This window comes from Vibrio sp. Vb0667 (genome assembly GCF_033391095.1).
The window spans coordinates 15,315-38,439 of the sequence record NZ_JAWPOL010000036.1 but is presented as its reverse complement, the minus strand read 5'-3'; the positions used below and the strand labels follow the sequence as shown (position 1 = coordinate 38,439).

Below are 23,125 nucleotides of genomic sequence, written 5' to 3'. Positions count from 1 at the left end.
TGGTAGTTCAGTTGGTTAGAATACCGGCCTGTCACGCCGGGGGTCGCGGGTTCGAGTCCCGTCCACTCCGCCACTTAATATCGACAACCTCGCTTATGCGAGGTTTTGTCAAATCTAGAATATGAAAATTCTATAGGGGTGTAGCTCCAATTGGCAGAGCAGCGGATTCCAAATCCGCGTGTTGGGAGTTCGAATCTCTCCACCCCTGCCATATATCAGGCTCTGACTTAGGTCAGAGCCTTTTTTGTATCTGGTTTCTTCTCATTATTATAGCTTATTTCTACTCTTATCCCGTAAGTATGGCTTTCTGCTGTACTTTGGCTGCATTTAATCTACTGAACGAACGAAACTACAGTTAGCTGTAATGATCAGTGGCCCGAAATTTTAATAATAAAGGGGAATCACTATTTATATTTAGTTACACTCAACCGATCTGGATTAATGAGTAACTATGTATGGATATATCTCGTCGACGCTTTCTTCAATCATCCTTAGCAATCTCCGCGCTTGCCGTTCTACCTGCATGTTCTCTATCTAGGAGCACTAATAAGCAGGGGCAATATATATACGATATCACTGCAGAACCTTCTACTGCAGAATTGGTCCCTGGGTTTAACACAGACGTACTCGCATTTAATGGTTCGATTCCAGCGCCTGTGATTCGTTGTCGCCAAGGCGAGAAAGTTATAATTCGGTTTACTAACAAGCTTTCAGAGCCGACTACAATCCACTGGCATGGCTTGCGAATCCCTATTGAAATGGATGGTGTCCCTTTCTTGAGCCAGCAGCCTATCATGCCAGGTGAAACATTCGTTTATGAATTTACACCACCAGATGCGGGCACATTTTGGTATCACCCACATATGAATAGTGTGAAGCAGCTTGGTATGGGCTTAGTCGGGCTAATTGTCGTTGAAGAGGCAGAGCCGGTTCAGTTTGATGAAGAGCATGAAGTCGTTCTAAAGCATTGGCATTTAGACAAACAAGGTCAGTGGAAGAACCTTATGGTACCGCGCTTGAGCGCTCGTATGGGGACTCCCGGAGAGTGGAGTAGCGTCAATGGTGTGCATGAACCTGTTTATGCGCTGAAGCAGAATGCTACCACGCGATTAAGAATTGCTAATGTCGATAATACCATTACTTACCCGATCGCTATTGAAGGTGCAGAGGCTTGGGTTATTGCTATTGATGGTAATCCTGTTAAAGCGCCTTATAAGCTCACTCAGCACAAAATTGGTCCAGGAATGAGGTTGGATGTCGGATTGATTGCTCCGAAGGCTGGAACACGTGTTTATGTGCGTCAAATGAAAGGACGCTTCCCATTCCCTTTGTGCGAGTTTGACGTTGTTGAGTCTGACTTGCCGAGCAACCAGAAACTGCCTTTGTTACCTCTCAACCCTGTGCCAGCTCTCGATTTGAAAAATGCAGAGCAAATCGATTATGTGTTTGAGTGGGAGGGGGCGATCACTCCTGCTGATAAATCGGGCAAAGCGATACCTAAGTTCTGGCTGATGAACAAACGGGCTTGGGAGGGAATGAGCAAAGATAATATTCCAGCGCCGCTTTCAACATTGGAGATGGGAAAAACCTATATCTTCAACCTAAAGAACGTCACCCAATATCATCATCCTATTCATCTTCATGGACACACATTTACGGTTCTTGAGTTAGATGGCAAAAAACTCGACGAACCGTTTCATACCGATACGGTCTTACTTGGAAAAAGCGGCAGTGCGAAAGCGGCATTTGTTGCAGATAACCCAGGGCGTTGGATGTACCATTGTCATGTAATTGAACACATGAAGACGGGTTTGATGGGTTACATCGAAGTAAAGTGACTCCTGTAACTTTTAAAATCTTGATAAGTTTTAAGCGCTATACTTTGCTGAATTCTAAGATTGTATAATCACTATTGCCGTAAATTTGATTACAATGTCGCCATTAACTTTTCTGGGGGAATTATGGGACAACTATCCGTTTTGGGTTTTATTGCATTGGGTGGTGCATTTGGTGCATGTTCTCGTTACTTAATTTCTGAACTTTGTGTCATTTTATTGGGGCGTGGTTTTCCATATGGTACGTTAACCGTTAACGTTGTTGGCTCATTTATGATGGGCTTATTGATAGCAGCTTTCGATAATGAACTTTTGGCAACGGAACCTTGGCGACAAGTGATTGGCTTGGGTTTTTTAGGGGCACTAACGACGTTTTCCACCTTCTCGATGGATAATGTGTTGCTTATGCAGCAGGGCGCTTTCTTTAAGATGGGGTTGAACGTATTGTTGAATGTCGTGTTAAGTATTTCAGCTGCGTGGATAGGCTTTCAATTATTGATGCGCAGCTAGCAAAGTAGTTAAAAATTGAACAGGTCGGCTTGGTTTCACCAAGCCGTTTTTATATACTGACATCACTTGTCGGAGTGCCATAAGGCTGAGACCGTTAATTCGGGATCCGTTGAACCTGATCAGATTAGAATCTGCGAAGGGAACAAGAGAAGATATTCACACCGGAGTTCTTTCTGGTTGATCTATCAAAAGTCGAATGTTGTTACAGGCAAATATCGTAAGCTTTAACTAGCCTTAATTTGACTCCTCTTGTCGCATCTATCCGCCAAGCATTTTTATCCAATTACTTTTTATCTAGTATAACAAAGCAAGGAAAAATGCTATGTCGAGTCGCAAACAAGCGAGACTGGAAGCAAAACAGTTCATTGATACACTCTCGGTACAACCGTACCCCAATTCAAGCAAAGTCTACGTAGAAGGCTCACGTCCAGATATTCGTGTGCCAATGCGTGAAATATCACTCGCTGATAGCCTTATTGGAGGCACAAAAGAAGCGCCTATTTTCGAGCCTAATGAGCCAGTACGCGTTTACGATACCTCGGGTGTATACACAGATCCAGAGCACACCATAGACCTCTATAGCGGCTTACCTAAGCTGAGAGAAGGGTGGATTGAAGAGCGTGCCGATACTGAGCTACTTGATGAAGTAAGCTCGGTGTACACCAAAGAACGCTTAGAAGACGAAACACTAGACGATCTTCGTTACGGTAATCTACCACGTATTCGACGTGCCAAAGATGGCCATTGTGTGACCCAATTGCACTATGCTCGCAAAGGTATTATTACCCCAGAAATGGAATATATCGCGCTGCGTGAAAACATGGGGCGTGCCAAGTATCGCGATGAAGTGCTGAATCAACAGCATCCGGGTCAAAGCTTTGGTGCGAACCTACCAAAGGACATTACTGCAGAGTTTGTGCGTAAAGAAGTCGCCGAAGGTCGCGCTATTATCCCTTCTAATATCAACCACCCAGAATCCGAACCAATGATCATTGGGCGTAACTTTTTGGTCAAAGTGAACGCCAACATCGGTAACTCATCGGTCACTTCTTCGATTGAAGAAGAAGTAGAGAAACTAGTTTGGGCGACACGTTGGGGTGGAGATACCGTTATGGATCTCTCTACTGGACGTAACATCCACGAAACTCGCGAGTGGATTCTACGTAACAGTCCGGTTCCGATCGGTACCGTACCAATGTATCAAGCGCTTGAGAAAGTGAATGGTGTTGCGGAAAACCTTAACTGGGAAGTGATGCGCGATACCCTGATTGAGCAAGCAGAGCAGGGCGTTGACTACTTTACTATCCATGCCGGTTTACTACTTCGTTATGTGCCAATGACTGCAAAACGCGTTACTGGCATCGTCTCTCGTGGTGGTTCTATCATCGCGAAATGGTGTTTAGCGCACCACCAAGAAAGCTTCTTATACACCCATTTCCGAGAGATCTGTGAAATCTGTGCTAAGTACGATGTCGCACTATCTCTTGGTGATGGTCTGCGTCCTGGCTCGGTTGCTGATGCTAACGATGAAGCGCAATTTGCAGAGCTTCGTACTCTTGGCGAATTGACCAAGGTTGCGTGGGAATACGACGTACAGGTGATTATTGAAGGCCCTGGTCATGTTCCAATGCATATGATCAAAGAGAACATGGAAGAACAGTTAGAGCACTGCCATGAAGCTCCTTTCTATACCCTTGGCCCATTGACGACAGACGTTGCTCCAGGTTACGACCATATTACTTCAGGTATTGGCGCTGCCATGATTGGCTGGTATGGCTGTGCGATGCTTTGCTACGTCACTCCTAAAGAGCACCTTGGCTTACCAAACAAAGAAGATGTGAAAGTAGGCATGATCACTTATAAGCTTGCTGCGCACGCCGCGGATTTGGCGAAGGGACATCCTGGTGCACAAGTTCGTGATAACGCGCTTTCTAAAGCTCGCTTCGAGTTCCGCTGGGAAGACCAATTCAACTTGTCACTCGATCCAGATACCGCGCGCGCTTTCCATGACGAAACCTTGCCTCAAGAGTCTGGAAAAGTTGCTCACTTCTGTTCGATGTGCGGGCCAAAGTTCTGCTCGATGAAGATCTCGCAAGAGGTTCGAGAATATGCGAAAGACACAGAGCAAGTTGCTGCGGACCAAGCTATCTCAATCAAAATGCTGGATGACCCTCTTGAGGGTATGCGTCAGAAATCGCAAGAATTTAGAGAGTCAGGTTCTGAGCTATACCACCCAGCAGCACATGCCGAGGTAAGTGACTAATGAGCAAAATCCTTATTCCGTCATCGTTGATTGAACTGACAGGTTTAGTTCAGCAATGTTTGTTGTTGGCGAAAGAACAGGGTTTTAGCATCGAAGACATTGAGTTGGGTGTGAGTCCAACTCAATCTATTCAGCTTGTTCGCGGCCAACAGACCACACACATAACGACTGATCTCATTGATGATTATGACTCTGAGCATGAGAGTTCATTTGTGCTCTATTACCGTTCTGCTTTGTCGGTAGAAGCGTGTGCTAAGCAACCGTCGAAAGCGATTTATATTGGTATTGCTGATACTCAGGTATCCAATGAAAAGGAGAAAGTGCTTCAGCTTGATATCTGGCGTCACCCAATTAACAACGAAGTGAGAGCGCTTTCCGTTAAGTCCAAATTCAACGCAATGTTCGATCCTGAACATCACCTTGCTTGGATAGTAACGCTGACAGTACTCGATTTTCCTATCGAAGATGCGTTAACACTTGCTCGAGGAATCCTAACTCAACAAGCGAATGTTTCACGTGAAACACTGTTGAATGACAACCTTGATGAGGGACGATCTACTCAGTGGGCTGACCAATTTGATGATTTCCCCACACCTGTACTGGAGGATAACCGACTCGATATTCAAGTTGGTTGGTCTGCACAAGGTGAGAGCGTTAGCTTTCCAACTCTAACTAAGCAAAGTCTAGGGCTCTATCCAGTCGTTGATGATGTTGCTTGGATTGAGCGTCTACTGCCACTAGGCATCAACACTATTCAACTGCGAATAAAGAACCCACAACAAGCCGATTTAGAACAACAGATCATTCGAGCAATTGAGCTAGGTCGTCAGTATCAAGCACAAGTGTTTATAAATGACTACTGGCAGTTGGCAATCAAGCATGGCGCTTATGGCGTTCACCTGGGACAAGAAGACATAGAAGAATCGAATTTGGCTCAGCTAACTAAAGCCGGCATTCGTCTTGGTCTTTCTACTCATGGTTATTATGAGCTACTGCGCATCGTACAAATTCATCCTAGTTACATCGCGCTAGGGCATATTTTTCCAACCACCACTAAACAGATGCCATCGAAACCACAAGGTTTGGTGCGCTTGGCTCTGTATCAAAAGCTGATTGATAGCATTCCTTATACAAACACAGAGTCGGTTTTCCGTCCTGCAAAAGACAAAGCAGGTAGTGACTATGTGCTTGGCTTTCCGACGGTCGCGATTGGTGGCATTGACCAATCTAATGCAGACCAAGTTTGGCAAACAGGTGTTTCTAGTTTGGCAGTTGTGCGAGCGATTACGTTGGCAGAATCACCTCAGTCGGTCATCGAGTTCTTCGTACAACTGATGAAGGAAAGACAGCTAACGTTTACTGATCAGAATAGTAAATTGGTGGATACCAAGAGAGGCGAGCATGCTGACGGATAAGCAGTTCCTTCGCTATCAACGTCAAGTCGCTCTGCCAGAAATTGCCGAAGTTGGGCAAGAGCGGTTGAGTAAATCGAATGTGCTGATCATCGGTTGTGGTGGGTTAGGAAGTGCTGCGAGTTTGTACTTGGCATCAGCGGGTGTTGGTAAATTGGTTGTTGTTGATGACGATGAAGTTGATAGCAGTAACCTACAACGTCAGATCATTTATCGTGAACAAGACCTCCAAGTTGCGAAAACAAAAGCGACTGTAAAGCAACTCACTGAACTTAATTCTATGGTCCAAGTTCGTGCTCTCAATAAGCGATTAGACAAAGCACAGCTGCAGCTTGAAGTGATGCTAGCAGATGTGGTGCTCGACTGCACCGATAACATGCCAACGCGTCAGCTCATTAACCAAGTTTGTTTCGAGCAAAATACGCCACTTATCTCAGCGGCGGCAATTGGTTGGCAAGGACAATTTGCTGTCTTTGATTACCAAATACCAAGTGAACAAGAAGCGCAGAGTAAAGCCTGTTACCGCTGTTTGTATCCGTTCGACGAATTACCGCAAACGCAAAAGTGTAGTGAGAGTGGTGTCGTTGGTCCGGTGGTGGGCACACTTGGTAACTACCAAGCGATAGCGGCAATTCAAAAACTGGCGACGGGAAAGTTTCATGTCGAGACTGCCAAGTTGCATCTGTTTGATGGGTTGAAACTGCAATGGCAAACCATGGCGATAAGCAAAGACAAACAGTGCCAAGTGTGTGCTCAGATTTAGCTTACGAGTAATTGGCAGAATTAAGAGAGTTGGAAGCAATGACGTTATCAGAACAACAAACAATACAAATGACCGCTGCTGACTTAGATGTGATCACTATTGTCATCAATGACCAGTCACATCAAGTTGCCAGTGAGTCAAATCTACAGCAAATCATTAGTCAATTTGCGCTGCCTGAAATGGGCTGTGTTTTTGCAATTAATAACAATGTTGTGCCGCGCAGTGAGTGGGCTAGCACAGTTCTTTCACAGGGAGATAGCATCTCTTTGTTTCAAGCGATCGCAGGGGGTTAAAGTCGATGCTTAAAATTGGTGATAAACAATTCGAATCAAGACTGTTCACGGGAACAGGGAAGTTTGCCAACAGCCGATTAATGGCAGAAGCGATTCAAGTGTCGGGATCTCAACTTGCGACCATGGCGTTGAAGCGTGTCGATGTGAACGACCGACAAGACGATATTTTGCTTCCGTTAGTACAAGCGGGTGTGAACTTATTGCCGAACACCTCGGGTGCAAAGAATGCTAAAGATGCAGTGTTTGCCGCGCAACTGGCGCGAGAAGCGTTGGGCACTAACTGGTTAAAACTAGAAATTCATCCAGACCCGAAGTACTTGATGCCTGATCCAATTGAGACACTTGCTGCCGCTGAGCAACTGGTTCGTGAAGGCTTCATTATCCTTCCTTACTGTCATGCTGACCCGGTTCTGTGTAAACGATTGGAAGAAGTGGGTTGTGCAGCGGTCATGCCATTAGGTGCGCCGATCGGTTCTAACAAAGGGATAGTTTCTCACGACTTCCTAGAGATCATTATCGACCAAGCTAATGTTCCTGTGGTTGTGGATGCGGGTATCGGTGCTCCTTCACATGCTGCGCGTGCGATGGAAATGGGCGCGGATGCCGTGCTCGTCAATACTGCGATTGCAGCTTCGAGCGATCCCGTTGCGATGGCGAAGGCATTTAAGTTGGCGGTAGAGTCGGGGCGTATGGCTTATGAAGCCGGACTTGCTGGTAAGGTTTCTCATGCGGTTGCGTCGAGTCCACTGACGTCATTCCTAGATGAGCTTTAGTCCTAGATTGGTTTAGCTATTAAGCGAGGAAAACATGAGCTTCGTTGAACAATTTAAGCAGCTGAATTGGGACGACATCTCGATGTCGATCTACGCGAAAACGGCACAAGATGTCGAGCGAGCATTGAATAAACCCAAGCGTGATTTGGAAGACTTTAAAGCGCTTATTTCACCAGCGGCTGAAGCGTACTTAGAGCAAATGGCGCAGCTGTCATACTCGGCAACTCGCAAGCGTTTTGGTAATACCATGTCGCTTTACATTCCACTGTACCTTTCTAACTTGTGCGCCAATGCTTGTACTTATTGTGGCTTCTCAATGGAGAATAGAATCAAGCGTCGTACCTTGAATAGGGACGAAGTGGTTGCAGAAGTTGAAGCTATTAAACGCATGAAGTTCGATAGCGTATTGCTGGTGACTGGTGAACACGAAACCAAAGTGGGCATGAAATACTTTCGCGAAATGGTGCCGATGATTAAGCAACGCTTTAATTATTTGGCGATGGAAGTGCAGCCGCTAGGTCAAGACGAATACGCCGAGCTCAAGACATTGGGTTTGGATGCGGTGATGGTCTATCAAGAAACGTATCATCCTTCGACTTACGCCGAGCACCATCTGCGTGGCAATAAGATGGATTTCGAATACCGATTGGATACACCCGATCGTCTTGCAAAAGCAGGCATCGATAAGATCGGTATTGGCGCTTTGATAGGGTTGGAAGAGTGGCGAACAGATTGCTTTTATGTGGCAGCGCACTTGGACTATCTTGAGCGCACGTATTGGCAGACTCGTTACTCCATTTCATTTCCGCGTTTACGTCCTTGTGAGGGCGCGCTCCAACCAAAATCAGTCATGACGGATAAGCAGCTTGTGCAGTTGATTTGCGCTTATCGTTTGCTAAATCCAGAAGTTGAGTTGTCATTATCGACTCGTGAATCACCGAAATTCAGAGACAATGCATTACCGTTAGGCATCACCAGCATGTCTGCTGCATCGAAAACTCAGCCGGGTGGGTATGCGATGGATGATGTTGAACTCGAGCAGTTTGAGATCAGTGATGAGCGAAGCGCGGGTTCTGTGGAAGATATGATTCGAGCCAAAGGCTTTGACCCAGTATGGCGAGATTGGCACTCGGCGTATTCTGGTTAAGTAGCAAAGAAAGCCACTGGTCATCGTTATGTTTCACGTGAAACATAGGCAAAAAAAGAGGGTTGATGCAAAACATCAACCCTCTACTTTTTTCTAGCTTCTAGCTTCTAGCTTCTAGCTTCTAGCTTCTAGCTTCTAGCTTCTAGCTGTGTGCTACTGGTAGCGTTGCTTGACGAAGCCACTCTTTCACATCACCTTCAACTAGCGGGCTGATCTCATCCCATACTTTCTGATGGTAATCATTCAGCCAAGCAAGTTCTGGACGAGTTAGCATATCAACGTTGATGTTGCGCTTGTCGATTGGGCAGCGTGTTAGCGACTCAAATGATAGAACAGGGAAGTCACCGTTAGTCGGGGTTTCAACAACAAGCTCTAGGTTCTCGATACGGATACCAAACGCATCTGCACGGTAGTAACCTGGCTCGTTGGATAGCACCATACCTTCTGTCAGAGGCACATCGATTTGCTTCTTCGAAATGCTCGCTGGACCTTCATGAACACTTAGGAAGTGACCAACACCGTGACCAGTACCGTGATCGTAATCGTAGCCTTCCGCCCATAGGTGCTGACGAGCTAGCGTATCGATTTGGTAACCACGTGTGCCTTTCGGGAAACGTGCACGTGCAACACCGATGTGACCTTTTAGCGCAAGAGTGAATTGTTTAATCATCTCTTGTGAAGGCTGACCTATGGCAATGGTACGCGTGATGTCTGTCGTACCATCTAGGTACTGACCGCCTGAATCCACGAGGTAAAGTGTGTTCAGTTCTAGCTTGCCAGGTTCAGGTTGGTTTTCGTGGTTGTAGTGACACATTGCCGCGTTACCGCCGGCAGCTGAAATGGTATCGAAGCTAAGATCCATCAGTGTTGGGTCTTCGCTACGGAACGCTTCAAGTTTGTCAGCCAGTGTTGCTTCATCATGCAGGTTACCCGCAACGACTTCTGCATCTAACCAAGATAGGAACTTGCTCATCGCAACGCCATCGCGGATATGACAGGCTTTCATGCCTGCGATTTCAACGGCGTTCTTCGCTGCTTTTGGCATTAGACATGGATCTGCTTTGCTTACCACGGTTGCGCCGGCGTTTTGCAGAACCAACTTAAACCATGCGTTACTTGTCGCAGGGTCAACCAATACATTCTTGCCAGTCAGGGTTTCTAGTCGTGTTTGCAATGCTTCAGGGTGATGAACGGTCACGCCTGAACCAACGTGAGCGTCAAACTCAGCCGGTAGACGAGCTGGATCTAGGAAGTATTCCACGCTTGAATCTGAGTGCAGAATCGCGTGAGAAAGCAGAACCGGAAGACGTGAGACATCTAGACCACGAACGTTGAGCAACCAACAGATAGAATCAAGTGCTGTGATCACTGCGCTGTCTGCACCGGCTTTTTTCACGAGCTCTGCGATTTCTTGGCGTTTGCTTTCACTTGACTGACCAACTGCTTCTGTTGCCATTAGGCGAACATCAGAAACCACAGGAGCAGGGCGGTCGTGCCACAGTTCATCAATTGGGTTGCTATCGAGAATCTTAAGCTCAAGTGCGCCTGCAAGTTTTGCTTGTGCCATGTCTAGCCAAGCAGCGTTGTGCATGCGAGGGTCGATTGCCACAGACGCGCCATTTGCAAGATGGTCTTTAATCCAATCTAGTGCAGGCTCTTCAATCAAGTGACGGTATTCGAATAGATCAGCAGGAACCTGCTTTGTTACTTGTACTGTGTAGCGACCATCAACAAAGATAGCGGCTTTGTCTTTGGTGATTACCGCAGCACCAGCAGAACCAGTAAAGCCAGTTAGCCAATGTAAACGCTCGTTGTGCGCTGGTACGTATTCACCCAAGTACTCGTCTTCATGAGGGACAAGTAGGGCATCAATATTATGTTGTGCTAGCCATTCGCGAATTGCATTCACGCGGCTTTGGGTATCGTTGTGCATCTGTGTTATTCCTTCAAATTACCGCTCCTTCATGCTCAGGTGTGGGAGCTGTTTCCATCTGCTTCATGCAGTTTACGATTCCATTGAGGTTCGCAATCACTTCAATAGAGTCGGAGTACAACTAGGCCATAGATGAGCCAAAAAGGACTACGACAGTTAAGCTACTCATTTTAGCCGCTAAGCGCAAATTGAGCGCGGTGTTTTTATCTAAGGTGATCGGTTTTTTGTGTGATCATCGTACGTAGCCAGCCTAATGCAGGGTCGTTTTCTCTGTCTCGGTGCCAGAATAAAGTGTAAGCCATAGGTGGGAATTCTAACGGTAGTGGCAGCACGACCAAATCAAGCTGTTTGGCCGCAAGTTGCACAAAATGACTTGGCGCAGTAAAGATAAAGTCGGTGTATGAACATAAACTTGCGGCACTGTTAAAGTCGGGCACAGTGACGGCAATATCGCGGTCGGTGCCAATATCTGCAAGGCGATAATCCAGCAACCAACGGTCGTTGCCATCACAACGTACTTGTACATGGCGTAGGGCGAGATAGGCTTCCAGATTCCAAGGTTGTTTTAGCGCAGGGTGGTTTTTGCGAATGATGCACATTTGGTAATCACGATAAATTTCCAACTCGCAAATGTCATCGGGTGGTTGAAGAGTCAGCTTGGCATCGTTTATATCGATATCTTTTCCAGTTAAGCCTAAATCCAGTTCGCCGCGTTGAAGCATTTTAAATGTATTATCCGACCACGGGTGTGTGCTAATTGTCACGCCAGGTGCTTGTTGAAAAATCGCCGGTAAGAAATGGGGTAGAATGAGAGGGTAGACACTCTCTACCGCTGCTATTTGAAAACGGTATTCACTGCTTTGGGGAGAAAACTCTTCGGGTTGAGTCAGCACTTCTAACTGATTTATCAACAGATCCAGTTTCGGTTTAAGAAACAATGCGCGCGGCGTAGGTGTTAATCCATGTGAGTTTCGAGTGAAAAGCGGGTCATCAAATTGAATGCGCAGTTTAGCCAGTGATTTACTTACGGCAGATTGGCTTAAGCACAATCGGTGGGCCGCACGAGTAACGTTTAACTCTTCAATCAGCACTTTAAAGCAGACCAATAGATTTAAATCGATACGAGCCAGTTTTTCGACGTTCACAGTGAATTTCCTCTGAGGAATAATGCTCATGATTATACATCATTTCCATTCATATCATCAGATGATTAAGCTTTACCCAAAGTTCTTTATCCAATTCGGAGTGTTGTGTGTCTAGCCAGTTTTCTAATAGTAAAAAACAGATGGCGTTATTGACCCTTTTGGTTCTTTTCAGTCCTTTAGCGATTGATATTTATCTACCTGCTTTACCTCTTATTGCTTCCACTTTTCAGGTCGATAATGCGCTAGCACAAGACACGATCACTTGGTTCTTATTTGCTATGGGTGTTGGTCAGCTATTCGCAGGTCCCCTAGCAGATAAACTCGGACGTCGAACTGTTGCATTGGGCGGTATCACCATTTACGCGATGAGCGCTTTATTGGCGTGGAGTGCTCAAAATATTGAGTGGATGTTGGTTTCCCGACTGCTACAAGGCTTAGGTGCGTGTGCGACATCGGTAGCAGCCTTTGCAACAGTTCGCGATATCTTTGGCCCGGAAAAAAGCGGCAAAATGATCAGCTACCTTAACGGTGCGATTTGTTTCATTCCGGCTTTAGCTCCAATTCTAGGTAGCTGGTTAACTCAGCAATTTGACTGGCGTGCTAACTTTAGCTTTATGGCTGGTTTTGCTGTGGTGTCTGGATCATTGATGTTTTTCATGATGAAAGAGACTAACCCGTCAACAGAAAAGCAAGCCGTGTTTAAGCTTAGTCGGTATTGGGCAGTGCTTAGCACACCATCTTTTGTTTTCCATGCGTCATTATGCTTGATGGCGATGGCGGTTATTCTTGCTTACGTTACCTCAGCACCGTCGGTATTGATGACGGGGATGGGGCTGTCGATGAATGAATTCACTTTCTGGTTTGGTGTAAATGCGGTGATAAACATTGCGGCATGTATGCTGGCGCCTAAGTTTATGGAGCGCGTTGGAACTCACAACACCTTAGTCACCGGGATCTCAACTCTGGGTCTCGCAGGTGTGATCATGCTAGTGATGAATGGTCAGAATACCGCGCTTTCTTTCATGTTACCTATCTTTATGTCTTCTGTAGGTTTTGCATTCATTCTGGGTGCAGCGGCAGGGAAAGCGTTAGAACCGTTTGGTGATAAGGCGGGCACGGCAGCTGCACTGCTTGGATTGTTCCAAATGAGTGGCTCTGGTTTGTTGGTGGGTACACTGCAACGCTTATCTCTGGATCCACAAACCTTGATCGCAATTCATATGTGGGTCCTATTACCTGCGTTGGTCGTTCTGTTTACAAAAGCAGGGAAGAACTGGCACTCGAGCTTTGCGAAAGCGTAAATCAGTGTAATTTAGTATTTTCCAATGTAAGTAAGGCGTGTATATTTGTCACTCAGACTTTTCCTGACACCATAACGGAACTCAAAAAGTAATGTCGTTAACCACGTATGAAATGGCTCGTATTCTAGAGCAAATGGAAGATTCACCAGAAAAGGTGATGTTTGGCAAGTTGCTTAATGAGCTGGGTAATCAAAGCTCCGAGCGTATTCGTAGTGCGGCTAAACAAGTACCTCTGCCAATTTTGCGTGATATCGTGTACCAATTTCAGCAAGTGATTGAGTCACGCAAAGATGAACAAGTCGAGCAGATGGCAAAAGACCTCGCTCAGCAAGGTATCTCAGCAGAAGAGCTACTGGCTTACTTGAATAAATAATAAAAAATCCCCGCATGATGCGGGGATTTTTTTAGCTCGTCATTTTCTTTTTCAGGATGTGGTCCAAAGACAGCGGTCCTGGCCCCCATACGATTACGATAAGAATCATCAATCCCCAAAGTTGGTGGTCATAAAAACCTTTCTCCCACAACAGTGGGTAAGAGATCACTGCGATGATGTTGAACACAAACAGAATTGCTGCCATCGGGCGGGTAATCAGTCCTAGTGCCAAGAACACCGGTAGAACCAACTCCGCAGCCGTACCTAAATAAGCCGCCAATTCCCATGGCAAGATTGGCACTTGGTATTCCAGCTCAAATAAGTACAACGTGCTATCCCAAGACGAGATTTTGATTAGTCCTGAATTGAAGAACACCCAAGCAACCCAAAAGCGGCAAAAGAGAAGTAGTAAAGGGACAAAGCCAGCTTGTAAGGTACTGATTAAATCGTCATACCGATTCACTAAGTTTTTAACCGTATCCTTCATAGAGTGCTCCTTAGATTGATTGCAATGTAAAGCCGTCAACAATATCGAGTGCCATGATGCGATTGAGATGAGCGAGTAAAACTTCAGGTATTTCGCTCAAACTCTGCTTCTGCTCTAAACATTGCAGCAGTTGGAACACATCAGCATCGAGTGCGTGACACAAGGCTTCTCCATTGGCTTGAATCGAGATGACACCTTGCTGTAATTGGTTGATATTAAGTTGTTCGAATTGCCCAGTTTGAATCGCGCTAAATAGATCGAATACTGCGTAGTTGGAGTCAAAGCTGCGGCAGCCCTTTTTAAGGTGTAAGACTAAAGTGGGTTGTTGCTCTTCACTCACTTCGCCAAGTAACGCAAGCGGTTTTAATTCCGCTGCATTGGATTGCTCATACTGTGCTTGACGAGCTAGGTCGATATGCCACTCGAAGCGTGCGACTTCAGGGCTGTAAGGTGCTTGTGCGATCACCTGACTGAACTGCATGATGGTGTCTTGAAAGCCTTCGCCATAATGCACCACATTTCCTTCTTCTAATGGGTAAGAAAGAACATGCTGGCGAGCTATCTGTTCAAAGCATTCTTCACCAAGCAGCGCTTCAACCATCAGGTAGGTCGCGGATAACACCTCGCTTAAGCTGACGATAAAGTTATTGCGGTAAATCTGCATGCGTTCATCAGCGGTAAACGTATCACTGGCAATATCGCAATCTTCACCGAGCGCTTGATAGTGTAGGGCTTTAGCAAACTGGCTTTGTAAGGTGGCTAGATTCATGATGCCTTCCTTGGTTCGCTTTGTTCACTTGGAAGTGTGCCTTGCAACAGTAGTTGCGATGCTTTCTGTGCTTCTTCGAGCAAGACTTCTGGCGCGGGGATATCCAAATCCCATTCAATCAACGTATGACGTGGACCGTGTTTTTTTGTCCACTGCGCGAACAGTTGCCAAACTTCATCACTAACTGGGCGGCTATGGGTATCAATCCATATCTCACCTTTGTCGAGTTGTTTGATGGTAAAACCTGCCAAGTGAATCTCATCCACTTTGTCGGCTGGAATCGCATCTAGGTATGTGTCGCAATCAAAACCGTGGTTGAACGCCGAAACATAAACATTGTTTAGATCGAGCAATAAACGACAGTCAGTGCGCTTTTGCACTTCGGTAAGAAACTCCCATTCGCTGATGGTCGAATGTTGAAACTTCACATAACTAGATGGGTTCTCTATCAAGATCTCGCGTTGCAAATATTCCTGCACTTCATTCACGTTACGAGTGAACACGTTGAGCGCTTCTTCCGTATACGGAAGTGGAAGCAGGTCATTAAAGTAGTGACCGCCGTTTTCACTCCAACTTAAATGGTCAGAAACAAGGATTGGGTCGATTGAGTTAATCAGTGCTTTAAGTTGCGCAAGATGCTTTTGACTAACACGTTCCACCGAACCTAGCGACAAACCAATACCGTGGCAGCTAATTTGATATTGCTCGCGAAGCGTTTGTAGCTGATGGCGCTCTGTTGCATTGGGTTGGAAATAGTTTTCACTGTGGATTTCTAACCAAGACAACTCGGGTTGGTTTTGGCTAAAGTAATCGAGGTGAGGGGTTCTTAATCCAACTCCAACAAGGTCGTGGAAGGTGTGGTGTTTCACGTGAAACTCCTTTTCAAATCGTGCGGGAAGAGAAGGATGCGTCTTGGCTTTGCGTTGGTTGAGCGTCAACGCATCCTCACAATAGCTAGCGATAAAAGATTATGAAGAAGAAGTGCTACCGCCAGCGAGTTTGTCACAAAGACCTTTTGGTACGACTACGAATGCGTCTTTTTGGTTATCTTCTTTAGAAGTACCAGCGCATGAGCTGCTTTTTGTTGCACAGTCGTTTTTACCTGCTTTAGAAACGCCATAGCACTTTTCTTTTTCAGCAGCGACAGCTGGAGCTGCAGTTAGCATTGTGCCACCAAGAGCTAGAAGACCAGTAACAGCAGCAGTAACAGCTAGATTCGACTTTTTCATAATAAATTCCTCTGAATGATTTCCTTTACTTTAAGTTGGCAAGATGAATCGCCTGTTTTGGCGTTTTTGTTATCAACTTGCTTAACTTAAAAGATAGGAAACTGGCTAAAAAACTTTCAGAAAAATTTCTGAAGTAAATAGGTTTGTAGGGTCAAATAGGTATAACTAATTGATGTGTTGGGCAAAAAAACATCGATTTTTTTATCAAGTTTTGTCTAAACAGCACCCGGTTGTTTAGGTTATAATCGGTTTTTATGTATAAATAACCAGTAGCTCTCATCATGATGGATCCATCTCTATTACTCGACGGTTTGAACGATAAACAACGTGAAGCCGTTGCAGCACCTCTAGAAAACTTGCTCGTTCTTGCTGGCGCAGGAAGTGGTAAGACACGCGTTCTTGTTCACCGTATCGCTTGGCTGATGTCGGTCGAGCAAGCTTCTCCGTTTTCAATTATGTCGGTAACCTTTACCAATAAGGCGGCGGCAGAGATGCGTGGACGTATCGAAGAGCTAATGATGGGCAGTGCAGGCGGTATGTGGAATGGTACTTTCCACGGCATTTGTCACCGTATTCTGCGTGCACACTATCTTGATGCGAAGCTACCGGAAGATTTCCAAATCATTGACAGTGACGACCAACAGCGTCTACTAAAGCGTTTGATTAAAGCGCAAAACCTCGATGAGAAGCAGTGGCCGGCACGTCAAGTGGCATGGTGGATTAACGGTAAGAAAGACGAAGGTCTGCGCCCGTCGCACATTGATGCGTACCATGATCCAGTAACCAAGACATATCTACAGTTGTACACCGCTTACCAAGAAGCGTGTGATCGTGCTGGTTTAGTCGATTTTGCGGAAATCTTGCTGCGCGCACATGAGCTACTGCGTGATAACAAGTTCGTCCGTGAACACTACCAAGCACGCTTTAAGCATATCTTGGTGGATGAGTTCCAAGATACCAACAACATTCAATATGCTTGGCTACGTATGATGGCGGGTCCTGAGTGTCACGTGATGATCGTAGGTGATGACGACCAGTCGATTTATGGTTGGCGTGGTGCAAAAGTCGAGAACATTGAGAAGTTTACGCTCGAATTCCCAAGCGTGAATACCATTCGTCTTGAGCAAAACTACCGTTCCACTAAGACCATTCTGGAAGCATCTAACACCCTGATTGCGAATAACACCGAGCGTATGGGTAAAGAGTTGTGGACGGATGGCGTGGTCGGTGAGCCTATCTCGGTTTACAGCGCTTACAACGAATTAGATGAAGCCCGTTTTGCGGTGAACAAAATCAAAGAGTGGCAAGACAAGGGCGGTGCTCTGAATGACGCTGCGATGCTTTACCGTAACAACGCCCAGTCGCGTGTTCTGGAAGAAGCGTTAATTCAAGCCGGTCTGCCTTATCGTATCTATGGCGGCATGCGATTCTTCGAACGTCAGGAAATCAAAGATGCCTTGAGCTACATGCGTCTGATTGCCAACCGTAACGATGATGCAGCGTTTGAACGTGTGGTGAATACGCCAACGCGTGGTTTGGGCGATAAGACGCTTGAAACCATCCGTTTTGCGGCTCGTGATCGTGGTTGCACCATGTGGGAAGCGAGTGTGGCAATGTTAGACGAGAAGGTGCTTGCTGGTCGCGCTGCTGGTGCTCTGAGCCGTTTTATCGAGCTTGTCACCGCGCTAGAAGACGACACCTTAGAGATGCCGCTGCATCACCAAACTGACCATGTAATTAAATACTCGGGCTTGTTCGCGATGTACGAGCAAGAGAAGGGCGAAAAGTCTAAGGCACGTATTGAGAACTTGGAGGAATTGGTGACCGCAACTCGCCAATTCGAGAAACCAGAAGAAGCCGAAGACATGTCACTGCTGACGGCATTCCTAACCCACGCAGCACTAGAAGCGGGCGAAGGACAAGCGGACGAATTTGAAGATGCGGTTCAGCTCATGACATTACACAGTGCGAAAGGTCTAGAGTTCCCATTGGTGTTTATGGTCGGTGTGGAAGAAGGCATGTTCCCAAGCCAAATGTCGGCAGAAGAAGCAGGGCGCTTAGAAGAAGAACGCCGTCTGTGTTACGTAGGCATGACCCGTGCGATGCAGAAACTGTACATCACTTATGCTGAAATGCGCCGTTTGTACGGTCAGGATAAGTACCATAAGCCGTCTCGTTTTATTCGTGAGCTGCCAGAAACATGCTTGGATGAAGTACGAATGAAGGCGCAAGTTAGCCGTCCTTCAAGCAGTGGTCGATTTAGCCAAACTGTTGTGAAAGAGAGCTTTAATGAAACCGGCTTTACACTAGGTTCTCGTGTGATGCATCCAAAGTTTGGTGAAGGCACCATCATCAACTTCGAAGGCAGTGGTCCACAGAGCCGTGTACAGATTGCCTTTAACGGTGAGGGCATCAAATGGTTGGTGACTGCTTACGCTCGACTAGAGAAACTGTAAGGCTTCCCCAAAACTAATCAACTCAAGAGCTGCTTCGGCGGCTCTTTTTGTTTGTGCGGTTTTGGTGTCGATAAAGCAGTAATACCAATCGTAGTAAATAACTGTTCATTCTAGCTTGTTAAAATACTCGATAACTTCGTTGCAATTTCTGATTGTAGAATAACTACTTATCGAAAAATTGCGCCTTGTTTTCAAGCATTTTTCCTACGCTATTTCTGATCACTTATCTACTGTGATTGGCATAAAAAATGGAATGATAAATGGAGTACAAAAGCGCGACTTAACGATGCCGTTTGAAGTGAAAGGTGGGCGTTGTGGGTGAATGCCTGTTTTCAGCAGATCTACTGAGAAAAACTTTAGGCAAAGAAAAACCCCGAGGGCTTGCGCCCATCGGGGTTATAGTCTTACTCGCAGCAATCCAGCTACTAAGAGTGCTCCATGCATCTAATCCATGATAGTGTGCTGAATCCGTCAGCTTAATCCTTACGTCGCCTTCCTAGCGGTGTCCTTAGTGACCTTATCCTGGTCTGCTAACTATCCTCGTTAGCTCTCATCACTTGTTCCCTGAGCGGTGTCCCTGACATCATCCTGATGTTCAAATCCTTGCCTCGTCCAGAGGTGTCCATTTCCCGTCCTTAGTAGCAACCATCCTAGTCACTATTGATTCCGTTCAATGTCCAATTTTGCAATCCATGCCCGACTATTCGTCCTGAATAACCGTTTCTTCTTCCTGAAGTTCACCAAGTCCGTGGTGTTTCCTGTTCCGTGTCAGCATCCTTCCGACAGTTTTAATATTACGTGTTTAACGATTTCCAACAACGGGCTAATCTCACATTTTTTTACTCTCTTAGCGTTCAAAAAAGATACATGAGTATTAAATTCAATGGCTTATGCGCTTTGCTGTACGGTTTTACCATTAAAAAAGAGAGGTTTGCTCAACCCTTTGTGAGAGATCTCGCACAAGGGGTCGAGCGAAAGACTCTTACTGCCCGATAGCGGCACCTTCACGTCTTGGATCCGCAGCGCCTTCAAGACCGTCTTTTGTTATGCGTATCGCATGCAGACCAGAGTTCAAATCCCGAACATCGGTTTTAAAACCCATCTTCTCCAGAGCAGGCTGTAAGCCCTCTGCGGCGGTACCTTGCTCAATATCTAAGGTGCCAAAACGGTTCAGCAATCGTGGCTGATTAATCGCGCTCTGGATGTCCATATCCCATTGCGTGTGGGCGATAATGGCTTGTGCGACGTAACCAATAATGCGGCTGCCACCCGGTGAGCCAATTGCCATGTAAGGTTTGTCATCCTTCATCATAATGGTCGGTGCCATGGAGGAGCGTGGGCGTTTTCCCGGTTCTAAGCGGTTCGCGATTGGCACACCATCTTGATGCGTGCGGAAAGAGAAATCGGTCAGTTCGTTATTGAGCAAGAAGCCACGCACCATCAAGCGTGAGCCAAAGGCGTTCTCGATGGTTGTTGTCATTGAAACCACATTGCCTTGCTTATCGACGATATTGAAATGGCTGGTGGAAGGCAACTCGATCGATTGGTCCATGCTTAAGTCCATGGCGTGCGACCAAGGAGGGTTGCCGGCTTCAACCTTACTCAACGCTTTACCGACTTGGATCAGCTCAGCACGTTGTTTGAGATAATCTTTATCAAGCAAGCCTTCGGTTGGCATTGGCACATAATCTTGGTCAGCCATGTATTTACCACGATCCGCGAACGCAAGGCGCGATGCATCAGCGATCACTTGCCATGATTTTGCGCTTTCGGCTCCCCAACCTTTAAGATCGTATTGTTCGGTGATCGCGAGAATCTGTCCAACCGTCAATGCGCCAGAGCTAGGTGGTCCCATGCCGCAGATGTCATAGCTTTGGTAAGCCGCACAAACCGGTTCACGTTGCTTGATTTGGAACGCATCAAAGTCAGGTTGTGCCAATACGCCAGGGTTGCCCGGCGCATTTTGTACTGTCTTGATGATGTCTGTGGCGATATCGCCTTGATAGAAAGCTTTTGCCCCTTGCTCTGCAATTGCCGTCAGAGTTTGCGCGTATTCAGGGTTCTTCAACAATGTGCCTTCGGCTTTTGGTGAGCCATCTGGATTGAAGAAGTAAGCCTTAGTCGCAGGGAAGCGAGATAGGCGCTTGGCATCTTTTTCAATCAGACTCGCGAGGCGAGGACTAACTTCGAAACCTTGTTCAGCCAAGGTAATTACGGGTTGGATGATCTTTTTCCATTCCAACTTGCCGTATTTCTGGTGCGTGTCCCACAGCAGTTTCACTGTACCAGGAGTGGCAACGGAGCGCCCGCCGACAACCGCATCGTAAAATTGTAGGGGTTGTCCTTTTTCGTCTAAAAAGAGTTTCGGCGTCGCGGCGAGCGGTGCGGTTTCGCGTCCATCATACGTAGTCAGTTTTTGTTTCTCACTGTCCCAATACACTAAGAAGGCACCGCCACCAATACCTGATGATTGCGGCTCTACCAAGCCCAGCATCAATTGTACGGCAACCATGGCATCAATAGCATTGCCCCCTTGTGCAAGAACATCCGCCCCGGCTTGGGTTGCAAGTGGGTTGGCTGCTGTGACCATATAACCTTTGGCTTTGACCAATTGCTTTTGCTCGAAGCCAGTACTGTGCTCCGGTGCAACCGCATCTGCTGCTTGGTTAGCAAAGGCTGAGGTGGATAAGACGAGTGGGGAAGTAAGAAAAAGACCCGTGGTCACGAGTCGGTTGAACGTCCAATGCATGATGACTCTCCATGTTGCCAGTTTTGTGCTTTGAGCTTGGCAGTTATGGAGAGTCACGTCGAGTCAGCAATCTTAGAAATGTCGATTGTGCTACGCTTTTAAATCAGTACTTTATCCGATAAAAGTATTGATAGTTTGGTATAGAATACTGCCGCCCACTAGAGTAAATACCACGCCGCATAGACCGTCGATGTAGATACCCGCTTGTTGCAATTTACGCTGTAAGCGCTGTGTCGACAGCATCCATGCAAGGCTAGAGAACCAGAATAGCGACAAGCCAAACAGGATGACCAGTGCAATACCTTTGCCAGTAATCGACATACCTGCTGGGACTAAACTCGACATCAAACTGACAAAGAACACCAGGGCTTTTGGGTTAAGAATGTTGGTCGCAAACCCTTTAGCAAACGCTTGACGCTTATTGCTGATCACTAGGTTATTTTGCTTCTTAGGTTGATCCGTCAGTGGGTTTTGGATCATCGAGATCACGGCACGCAATGCGCCAATTCCTAAGTAGAGCAGGTAACTACCACCGAGCAGTTGTACCACGGAATACAGCACTGGGTGTTGGTGGACGACAAAACTCACACCTGTCAGGCTGAACAAAGAGTGTAGCAAGATACCGACGGACAATCCCAACGCAATGTACAAGCCAGTTTGACGACCATGACGCGTCGCATTTTGTACGACCAGCGCAAAGTCCGGACCTGGACTCATTAGGGCAATAAAGTGAATGCTGGCGAGTGTCAGCAATATGGTGGATTCATTCATAACACATCTCAAATTTAACCAATGCGGCTATTGTCGTGGTAAGTCACCTGTGGCGCTTGTAAAAAACTGACAGCTTTCTCGGTAAATGAAATTAACGAGCCACTTGAGAAGGGGAAACGCCGTAGGTCTGTTTAAACGCTTTGCTGAAATGCGCTTGATCGTAGAAACCGATCTGGTGGGCGACGTCGGTACCACATTGACCAGCTTGCAGTAACTTCATGCCTTGTTCAAGGCGCAGGCGTGCGAACCACGCATAAGGCGTCATGCCGGTTTGCGCTTTAAAGTGGCGCTGGAACTGAGTTGGGCTCAGTTGGCACAGCTCTGAAAGTGAATCCAAACGCACCGCTTGGTCAAGGTTAGCCATTAGATAATCTTTTAACGTCCCAAGCGATTGGTTTCCTAGCGGCACCACTTTTTGTCGCTCAAGCGATCCGTAGCGATCAAAAAGTTGGTTAAATCCTTCAAAAGGAAGGCAATCTTTAGTGAGTTGGCTGAGGTTTTCACGACGAAGTAGCCCGTGTAAGTTACTAAGTTGTGAAAATATCTGGGGATCCGAGATGATCAGTTCGTTGAAGTGTATTATTTGACCGTTTTTCTTAAGATCGGCTAGATCGCTCAATAGGTGAGGCTCGATCGCAAACACATTTACTTCGTAGCCACTTTCGAGCTTAGATTGCCCGTCGTGCAGCTCATCCGGCGGCATAATCACAATTTGCCCGTGACCAACTTGGTGGCTGTTACCTTGGTATTGGAACTTCTGCGCGCCATGCGTGATCAGGCCGAGATGAAAATCCAGATGGTAATGCCTTTGAAAAGCAAATTTCTGGTATTTCGCCTCTATTAGACTCAAGTTGTCATGGTCGGTTGCGTAGTACTGAATATGTTCCATTAAATAAAAAAGCTTGGTCACATTATG

20 protein-coding genes, 1 tRNA gene and 1 riboswitch are annotated in these 23,125 nt (G+C 46.4%); of the genes, 12 read left to right on the top strand and 9 right to left on the bottom strand.

The genetic code is table 11. The features are described 5' to 3' along the window. Positions 1-134: 134 nt before the first annotated feature. The 9 genes from R8269_RS20965 (at position 135) to thiH (ending at position 8,996) form a co-directional block, all read left to right on the top strand. Positions 135-211, top strand: a tRNA-Trp gene (locus R8269_RS20965). Positions 212-455: 244 nt separating this feature from the next. Then, on the top strand, positions 456-1,838 hold the full coding sequence (locus tag R8269_RS20960) for a multicopper oxidase family protein (RefSeq protein WP_170890947.1): 1,383 nt from the start codon (positions 456-458) through the stop codon (positions 1,836-1,838). Positions 1,839-1,961: 123 nt separating this feature from the next. Continuing rightward, on the top strand, positions 1,962-2,345 hold the full coding sequence (gene crcB / locus R8269_RS20955; RefSeq protein ID WP_005378811.1) for a fluoride efflux transporter CrcB: 384 nt from the start codon (positions 1,962-1,964) through the stop codon (positions 2,343-2,345). 60 nt (positions 2,346-2,405) lie between these two features. Continuing rightward, positions 2,406-2,504: riboswitch (TPP riboswitch) on the top strand. Positions 2,505-2,667: 163 nt separating this feature from the next. Beyond that, positions 2,668-4,608 (top strand): phosphomethylpyrimidine synthase ThiC, encoded by a 1,941-nt coding sequence (gene thiC, locus R8269_RS20950; protein ID WP_085570137.1) that lies wholly within the window; start codon positions 2,668-2,670, stop codon positions 4,606-4,608. Continuing rightward, positions 4,608-6,023, top strand: coding sequence for a thiamine phosphate synthase (locus R8269_RS20945; RefSeq protein WP_258477337.1), 1,416 nt, complete (start codon positions 4,608-4,610; stop codon positions 6,021-6,023). The genes thiC and R8269_RS20945 overlap by 1 nt, the downstream gene beginning before the upstream one ends. Further along, entirely contained in the window at positions 6,010-6,783 is a 774-nt protein-coding gene (locus tag R8269_RS20940) for a HesA/MoeB/ThiF family protein (protein WP_213900110.1), read from the top strand. Before R8269_RS20945 ends, R8269_RS20940 begins: the two co-directional genes overlap by 14 nt. Positions 6,784-6,821: 38 nt before the next feature. Further along, positions 6,822-7,076 (top strand): sulfur carrier protein ThiS, encoded by a 255-nt coding sequence (gene thiS, locus R8269_RS20935; protein WP_009703038.1) that lies wholly within the window; start codon positions 6,822-6,824, stop codon positions 7,074-7,076. A 5-nt stretch (positions 7,077-7,081) separates the two neighbouring features. After that, on the top strand, positions 7,082-7,849 hold the full coding sequence (locus R8269_RS20930; protein WP_171343425.1) for a thiazole synthase: 768 nt from the start codon (positions 7,082-7,084) through the stop codon (positions 7,847-7,849). Between the two features lie 34 nt (positions 7,850-7,883). Next, positions 7,884-8,996, top strand: a complete 1,113-nt coding sequence (thiH, locus tag R8269_RS20925) for a 2-iminoacetate synthase ThiH (RefSeq protein WP_115386370.1) — start codon at positions 7,884-7,886, stop codon at positions 8,994-8,996. Positions 8,997-9,138: 142 nt separating this feature from the next. On the opposite strand, the gene R8269_RS20920 is transcribed toward thiH, so the two are convergent. Further along, positions 9,139-10,929 (bottom strand): aminopeptidase P family protein, encoded by a 1,791-nt coding sequence (locus tag R8269_RS20920; RefSeq protein ID WP_238966769.1) that lies wholly within the window; start codon positions 10,927-10,929, stop codon positions 9,139-9,141. A 203-nt stretch (positions 10,930-11,132) separates the two neighbouring features. Further along, positions 11,133-12,074 (bottom strand): LysR family transcriptional regulator, encoded by a 942-nt coding sequence (locus R8269_RS20915; RefSeq protein WP_053303014.1) that lies wholly within the window; start codon positions 12,072-12,074, stop codon positions 11,133-11,135. Positions 12,075-12,181: 107 nt separating this feature from the next. Here R8269_RS20915 and R8269_RS20910 point away from each other — a divergent pair, with 107 nt between their 5' ends. Then, positions 12,182-13,375, top strand: a complete 1,194-nt coding sequence (locus R8269_RS20910; RefSeq protein WP_005382927.1) for a multidrug effflux MFS transporter — start codon at positions 12,182-12,184, stop codon at positions 13,373-13,375. A 91-nt stretch (positions 13,376-13,466) separates the two neighbouring features. Continuing rightward, on the top strand, positions 13,467-13,748 hold the full coding sequence (locus tag R8269_RS20905; protein ID WP_005378786.1) for a hypothetical protein: 282 nt from the start codon (positions 13,467-13,469) through the stop codon (positions 13,746-13,748). Between the two features lie 31 nt (positions 13,749-13,779). Here the strand turns inward: R8269_RS20905 and R8269_RS20900 are convergent, their stop codons facing one another. The 4 genes from R8269_RS20900 to R8269_RS20885 all read right to left on the bottom strand — a co-directional run bounded on the left by R8269_RS20900 (position 13,780) and on the right by R8269_RS20885 (position 16,233). Further along, complete coding sequence (locus R8269_RS20900; protein ID WP_104979859.1) at positions 13,780-14,235, bottom strand: DoxX family protein; 456 nt, start codon at positions 14,233-14,235, stop codon at positions 13,780-13,782. A gap of 10 nt (positions 14,236-14,245) precedes the next feature. Beyond that, complete coding sequence (locus R8269_RS20895; protein WP_104979857.1) at positions 14,246-15,004, bottom strand: DNA-binding domain-containing protein; 759 nt, start codon at positions 15,002-15,004, stop codon at positions 14,246-14,248. Continuing rightward, the gene (locus R8269_RS20890; protein WP_017821784.1) at positions 15,001-15,873 is read right to left on the bottom strand and encodes a DUF692 domain-containing protein; all 873 of its coding nucleotides are present in this window, start codon (positions 15,871-15,873) and stop codon (positions 15,001-15,003) included. The genes R8269_RS20895 and R8269_RS20890 overlap by 4 nt, the downstream gene beginning before the upstream one ends. Before the next feature lie 99 nt (positions 15,874-15,972). Further along, complete coding sequence (locus R8269_RS20885) at positions 15,973-16,233, bottom strand: DUF2282 domain-containing protein (protein ID WP_005378779.1); 261 nt, start codon at positions 16,231-16,233, stop codon at positions 15,973-15,975. A 281-nt stretch (positions 16,234-16,514) separates the two neighbouring features. On the opposite strand from R8269_RS20885, the gene uvrD reads away from it, so the two are divergent. Further along, on the top strand, positions 16,515-18,689 hold the full coding sequence (gene uvrD, locus R8269_RS20880) for a DNA helicase II (protein WP_005378778.1): 2,175 nt from the start codon (positions 16,515-16,517) through the stop codon (positions 18,687-18,689). 982 nt (positions 18,690-19,671) lie between these two features. On the opposite strand, the gene ggt is transcribed toward uvrD, so the two are convergent. The 3 genes from ggt to R8269_RS20865 form a co-directional block, all read right to left on the bottom strand. After that, positions 19,672-21,438, bottom strand: a complete 1,767-nt coding sequence (gene ggt, locus R8269_RS20875) for a gamma-glutamyltransferase (protein WP_054579632.1) — start codon at positions 21,436-21,438, stop codon at positions 19,672-19,674. A gap of 111 nt (positions 21,439-21,549) precedes the next feature. After that, positions 21,550-22,209 (bottom strand): LysE family translocator, encoded by a 660-nt coding sequence (locus R8269_RS20870; protein WP_005378776.1) that lies wholly within the window; start codon positions 22,207-22,209, stop codon positions 21,550-21,552. Between the two features lie 91 nt (positions 22,210-22,300). Then, positions 22,301-23,098, bottom strand: coding sequence for an AraC family transcriptional regulator (locus R8269_RS20865; protein WP_017633800.1), 798 nt, complete (start codon positions 23,096-23,098; stop codon positions 22,301-22,303). Between the last annotated feature and the right edge of the window lie 27 nt (positions 23,099-23,125).